The sequence below is a fragment of the Tenacibaculum sp. L6 genome (assembly GCF_028823685.1).
Classification (GTDB): domain Bacteria; phylum Bacteroidota; class Bacteroidia; order Flavobacteriales; family Flavobacteriaceae; genus Polaribacter.
The window spans coordinates 22,886-29,183 of sequence record NZ_JAPEHZ010000028.1 but is presented as its reverse complement, the minus strand read 5'-3'; the positions used below and the strand labels follow the sequence as shown (position 1 = coordinate 29,183).

Annotated in this window: 4 protein-coding genes and 1 pseudogene; 3 read left to right on the top strand and 2 right to left on the bottom strand. The window is 30.9% G+C overall.

What is annotated here, in order from left to right:
• A pseudogene (locus tag OU788_RS07135) lies at positions 1-2,269 on the bottom strand (hypothetical protein); the annotation flags it as partial.
• 41 nt (positions 2,270-2,310) lie between these two features.
• Positions 2,311-2,787, bottom strand: a complete 477-nt coding sequence (locus tag OU788_RS07130; RefSeq protein ID WP_274634525.1) for a hypothetical protein — start codon at positions 2,785-2,787, stop codon at positions 2,311-2,313.
• A 361-nt stretch (positions 2,788-3,148) separates the two neighbouring features.
• Between OU788_RS07130 and mnmE the strand changes: the two genes are divergently transcribed.
• The 3 genes from mnmE (at position 3,149) to OU788_RS07115 (ending at position 6,297) form a co-directional block, all read left to right on the top strand.
• A complete protein-coding gene (gene mnmE, locus OU788_RS07125) occupies positions 3,149-4,543 on the top strand; it encodes a tRNA uridine-5-carboxymethylaminomethyl(34) synthesis GTPase MnmE (RefSeq protein WP_274634524.1) in 1,395 nt (464 codons plus the stop codon).
• Positions 4,544-4,940: 397 nt separating this feature from the next.
• On the top strand, positions 4,941-5,324 hold the full coding sequence (locus OU788_RS07120; RefSeq protein ID WP_274634523.1) for a GreA/GreB family elongation factor: 384 nt from the start codon (positions 4,941-4,943) through the stop codon (positions 5,322-5,324).
• Positions 5,325-5,499: 175 nt separating this feature from the next.
• Positions 5,500-6,297 (top strand): hypothetical protein, encoded by a 798-nt coding sequence (locus tag OU788_RS07115; protein ID WP_274634522.1) that lies wholly within the window; start codon positions 5,500-5,502, stop codon positions 6,295-6,297.
• The last annotated feature ends 1 nt before the right edge of the window (position 6,298 follow it).

Genomic DNA, 6,298 nt, shown 5'->3' with positions numbered 1-6,298 from the left:
TATGACTTACTGGGTTACCACAATTATCCGTTGCTTCCCACTTACGTACAATCTCTCCACAGCCATCTACTACTGTATTGCTTACTTCCGTAAAGAGTACATCTACTACTGTATCACAGTTATCGCTTGCCGTAATCGTTGGTACTACTGGTATTGATTCACAGTCTACACTGATATTAGCTGGCTCTGATGATAATACTGGCGCAGTAGTATCTGTTACTGTGATTGTTTGAGTATGACTTACTGGGTTACCACAATTATCCGTTGCTTCCCACTTACGTACAATCTCTCCACAGCCATCTACTACTGTATTGCTTACTTCCGTAAAGACTACGTCTACTACTGTATCACAGTTATCGCTTGCCGTAATCGTTGGTACTGATGGTATTGATTCACAGTCTACACTGATATTAGCTGGCTCTGATGATAATACTGGCGCAGTAGTATCTGTTACTGTGATTGTTTGGGTAAATTGTCCACTTGTTCTTCCACAACTATCTGTAAATGTCCAAGTATTAGTATATGTTCCTATAACAGGACAATTAGTTGTTGAAGCCTCAAAACTTCCAGGTATTTTGGTTATTGTTAAATCACAACTAGCCTCTGGCTTAAGTAATTGTGCTGCAGCTAGGGCAGCACCGTCGTCACAAGACACTGTTCTATCTAATGAACCGACTGTAGTTGTCCAATTAGCCTCGTCAGGTTGGTTAATACTTATCTCATTAGGTAAATTATCTCCTATACCACAAGAATCAACTGATTTAGAACTTAAAGTAGTTTGTGTACTATTATTTTCTTCTCCTGCATAAGTTGCTACTAATTGCATTTGAAATTTATCGGAACACATTTCTTCTAGAAAATAACATTGTTCTTTTACTTTCACCTGAAAACTTAAACTATATGGTGTATCTCCAACATCTGTAATTCCATCAATAGCATTAAAGGTTAATAATCTAGTTGTCGTATTATAGCTATAAGTAACTCCAAAAGGTAACCCTGTTATTGGTTCTATTAAATCTACTTCTTGAGGTATTGTTGTTTCTATTTTTAAGTCTTTTACATTGTCATTACCATTGTTTTCTATATTGACTGAAAAACTAACAGTGTCTTCTACACTACTAGTATTTGTTGAGCTTGATAATATTAATGGTGCTAAATCTGGTTTCCAAACATCAACAGATAAACCTATTAAAAAGAGTCCGTATGTTTCTTGGTTTGATGTTAATCTTATTGTCGCAGAAGTTTGATTGTTAGCTATTATACTGTTTCCTGGATTATTAAGAGCAAATACATCTGCATCAAATCCTAAAGTATTAGTACTAGCTGGATTTCTATCTATAAAGTTACTTCCATTTTTAGCTATTCTACTATTAAAAAAATTACTTGAACTCCTTAAACTATATGATAAATCTACCCAATTGTTACTAGTATTTTTTATTTGTAACCTGTCTCCTGATAAATCTCTATCTCCTTCTAGGGCACCTATTACTATATCTACATCTACATCTCCTGTTGGTACTGTTTGAAAACCACTAAATCCTATTTCAAAATTATTAACACTACTTGTAACATGGGCGTAACCATCAAAAAGCGATATATTTTTTGCTGGTAAAGTGGGGCTTTCATATACAAATACTATTTGCCAACCTCCAGAAGTTCCTGTATTTCCTCCACCATGTGAGGTCAAACTTCCTTCCTTTGCCCTAACATTAGCTACTTGATAAGTCCCATAGGGTGTTGCCAAAGCTTTTACTTCATTTGTGATGTCTTTAAAACAAATATATGGGTCATTAACAAAGTGACCTACATCGTCTCTTCCTCTATAAATAACATCATCAGCTGTTATAGTTGTATAACCTAAACTTCCTGGTAATTGCAATTTTATTTTATTGTAATCCCAGTTTGGTTCATCAGAAGGATCGTTCTCTTCTTTATCAGCTGCTGCCCAGTATAAATATGCTTTTTTTATACTTAAACAACTAACTGTTGGCTCTGGATTAGATAAATTTGCACTACTTGAATTGAATGTACTTGCATCGTTATCTATATCAACAAAAACGTTATTACTAAAGTCATGGTTTCCATCATTTCCTGTATAGCTTGTTGTTTTATTTCTTGATAAAACGTTATTCGCTATTAATGTTACATTTCCTTTAACTGCTTCTGAAAATCTTGGTTGAAACCCTTTTTTTATTTGAGCTTCTAATCTTCCTTGAGCAACTAGAAAAACCATTATAAAAAGTAGAATAAAACTAGTAATTTTTTTCATGTTCTCTAAGTTTTTAATAATAACAATCTTATCTAAATAGTCTAATTGTCATTACTTTGATTGGGTATGTATGTTTTTATAATAATTTTACTAGAGACTGCTGCTTTTTGCATTGACATTTGCTCTTGAAGGTCATTTACTAGAAACTCTACACAATTCCAACTTCCTAAGTTGATATTGTAAGGTTTAGTAATTTTTAAATAAAGTGCTTTACTTCTTTTAGGTAGTACTTTAAATGCTCCTGTAATAGGTTTCTTTTTTTCATCCAGTAATGAATACTCTAATACAGTTTCTATATTCTTTTGATTTTTACAAGGTATGTTATTTATAGAAAAACGATACCTTTTTTCTACTGAGCTATTATTCTTAATTTTTAATTTATGTATGTGTACTCTTTCATAGTCTGGTTTTTCACTATGAGAAATTACTGAAAGTTCAGTTAAACCTTGTGACCATAGGGTTAAACCACTGAATAAAAAGAATAAATACAATAATTTTTGAATAGTATTTTTTTTCATATCACTTGTTTTTAATTATTACTAATACAAACAATCAAAGATTGTATATCTAATCTAAAGTGGGGGGGGGGTAATTAAGAGGTACGCATTTCTGAGTATTACAAGAATGTAATACATCAATAATACACAATGGGTATACAATAAAAATTTTGGGGAAAATAAAATAATACTGTTGGGAATTGTATTATTTTGAGGGATTAACGTTTTTAAAGTTCTAAAAACTTTAGGATAAAAGTAGTGTTAATTTTTAGATTCAAAAAACCCAAATTAAAAAAAGGGGGTTTTACCTTAAGCAATAAAGGAAAAAAACAGAACTAAAATATTTCAATGAACTTCTTTTATAATTAGGTAATTTTGTAACATGATACAAAACGATACAATTATTGCTTTAGCTACACCTGCAGGTGTTGGTGCCATTGCTGTTATTAGACTTTCTGGAGAAAATTCAATAAAAATAGTTGACGCATATTTTAAATCTATTAAACACAAAAAGTCGCTAAGCGACCAAAAATCGCATACATTACATTTAGGTCATATTGTAGAAAATGATACGGTTTTAGATCAAGTTTTAGTATCTATTTTTAAGAACCCACATTCGTATACAGGTGAAAACGTTGTAGAAATTTCTTGTCACGGTTCAAGCTTTATTCAGCAAGAAATTATTCAACTTTTTTTACGAAATGGTTGTCGAATGGCCGATAACGGTGAATTTACCATGCGTGCTTTTTTAAACGGTAAAATGGATTTATCGCAAGCGGAAGCTGTAGCTGACGTGATTGCTTCAAACTCCGCTGCTTCGCATCAAATGGCAATTCAGCAAATGCGAGGTGGAATTACTAATGAATTAAAAGAGTTACGTGCTCAATTATTAGATTTTGCCGCTTTAATTGAATTAGAACTTGATTTTTCTGGGGAAGATGTAGAGTTTGCTGATAGAACTAAATTCAAAGAATTAGTCGCTAAAATTTCATCAGTTTTAAAACGCTTAATCGATTCTTTTGCTTTTGGAAACGCCATGAAAAATGGAATTCCTGTGGCTATTATTGGAGAGCCAAACGTTGGAAAATCAACTTTATTAAATGCACTTTTAAATGAGGAAAGAGCAATTGTTTCTGATATTGCAGGTACTACTCGTGATGCGATTGAAGATGAACTAATTATTGATGGTGTTGTTTTCCGTTTTATTGACACTGCGGGTATTAGAGAAACTGAAGATATAGTTGAAAACATAGGGATAAAAAAAGCCTACGAAAAAGCTGAAAATGCTCAATTAATAATTTTCTTAATAGATTCAAACAAGTATATCTACTCTAAAGATTTATTTTTAGAAGAAATTGAAACGATTCAACAACGTTTTCCAAACAAACGTTTGCTAGTTATCGCTAATAAAATTGATACGCTATCTTGTCATGATTCATCTATTTTACAATCAGAAATAGACAATTTAATTCTACTTTCTGCTAAACAAAATATCGGAGTTGACGAATTAAAACAAGAGCTCATTTCATTAGTAAATACTGGTGCTTTGAGTAATAATGAAACGATTGTTACCAATTCTCGCCACTTTGAAGCACTTACTTTAGCTTTAGAAAGTATCAACTCTGTTAAAAATGGAATCGATTTAGATATTTCTTCTGATTTATTTGCTATTGACATTCGTGAATGCCTTCGTCATTTAGGAAATATTACTGGTGAATACGATGTTGATAAAGATATTTTAGGCCATATTTTTGGGAATTTCTGTATTGGAAAGTAAAATTTATTTTCCTTTAATTAAAAAGACAGCTGTTTTCAGTTTTATAAAATCATCTCTTTTTAAACAACCTCACATTCTCTTTAAAAACAAAGAAAATTAGGGAGTTTGAATACCACTTTTTAATTCAATAAATAAGCAGTAAATTTGTATTCTCTAAGTGTAAATGATACATGACTGCAATATTTACATTTCAAAAAAACTTTGCGCAAAAGCTAATTGCTTCTTTGCGCTACCTGCTTGATGATATATTTTTAAAAAATTCTAAAGAGTTTATTATTTAAGCCCTACCCATTTTAAAGGTAGGGAAAACTTTAGTTTTAATTAATTTAAACTAAATCCTAGGTGTTTTTTAATACCTAGCGATGGTTTATTTCTATTCATCAATAATTATAAAATAATGACAAAAAATATTATAGTAACCACAGGTATATACGATCTTATAAAAGACCACGTTAGAAGAAAAAAAGTAACTCTTGAAGAAGAAAACCGCTTACTAGCAGAACTAAAAGGCGCTAAACAAGTAAGACGAAGAGAACTTCCTGAGGATGTAGTTACCGTAAACAGAAGAGTCTTAATTTTAGACCATTCAGACCAACAAGAAAAAGAATACATTTTTGTTTCTACAAATAAAACTAAACTTCAAAAAAGAAAATTTTCAATCCTTTCAGATATGGCTTTAGCAACTGTTGGCTATAAAGAAGGTGATATTATTGACTGGCCTTTTAAAAAAGGAAATAAAAAAGTTGAAATTTTAAAAGTAACTCCTTTCGAGCAGCTTTAAATCTAAAAATCTATTACCTCAACAAGGAGTTTTTAAGCAAACTCCTTGTTTTGATTACAACTTCAAATTAGCTTAAAATCTTCAAATTTATAACGGTTAATTACACTTATAAAACAGATTATTATCATTTCGACGGAGTTTATAATTTTATTAGTCCTAGACTCAATTTATATTCATGGAAAAAGACAAAAAAATAAAATTGCAAGAAAAAAAATATCAATCCGTAGGAAAACTTACTACAAGTAAAATTATTGATCTTTTTATCGAAAGTGAAAACGAAGCTTTACACCATAAATTTCAAGGTCAATTTTATCCTTCTCGCCATTATGATATTAGCGCAACATTAACAAAAGCCCTAAAAGGAATTGACAAGCAAAAAATAATTGATGTCTATTTTCACGCCTCTAGGTTGGGAATTATCGCAAAAGTAAAAGAAAACAATTATCCCTTCTTTTTAAAAGGAATTGAAAAAACACTATCATCTCTTGGTGAGGGATATAATATTAATGTTTTAAGACCTAGTACGGTATATTTACTCTTTGGTGTGAACTCACTAAATGACATAGAAAACCTATACAACACAAAGTATAATGAGTTTTTAGAAAATTTAAAGTTTGTTATCAAAGTTAACTCCTATACAAGTTATCCTAGTTTACGAAGAAAGTTAAAAGCTTCTCTTTTCTTAGAGAATCCTATGCTTTTAAAAAGAGCTCAAAAAATGACTCATTTCTTTAATAAATTCAATTTTGAAACAGCAGGTGCATTGGTATTGTTGTTGGTAGATTCTTCAAAAACTTCAAAACAAGTTCTTTTAGAGTATCATAAAACCGATTTACCTAGAGAAACGGTGTGGACTCTCGGTAGTTTTTATAAAGATTTCTCTAATACCGAAGCTAACAAACTACTTCTTAAAGACTTATACAAAAAGTATCCTAAAGAATGGATTGATAAATATTATAACTCTAAATACTAGT

Bases quoted from the DNA above. Each gene is read 5' to 3' on its own strand.
- OU788_RS07115 (WP_274634522.1), top strand. From the start codon at position 5,500: ATGGAAAAAGACAAAAAAATAAAATTGCAAGAAAAAAAATATCAATCC.
- OU788_RS07130 (WP_274634525.1), bottom strand. From the start codon at position 2,787: ATGAAAAAAAATACTATTCAAAAATTATTGTATTTATTCTTTTTATTC.
- mnmE (WP_274634524.1), top strand. From the start codon at position 3,149: ATGATACAAAACGATACAATTATTGCTTTAGCTACACCTGCAGGTGTT.
- OU788_RS07120 (WP_274634523.1), top strand. From the start codon at position 4,941: ATGACAAAAAATATTATAGTAACCACAGGTATATACGATCTTATAAAA.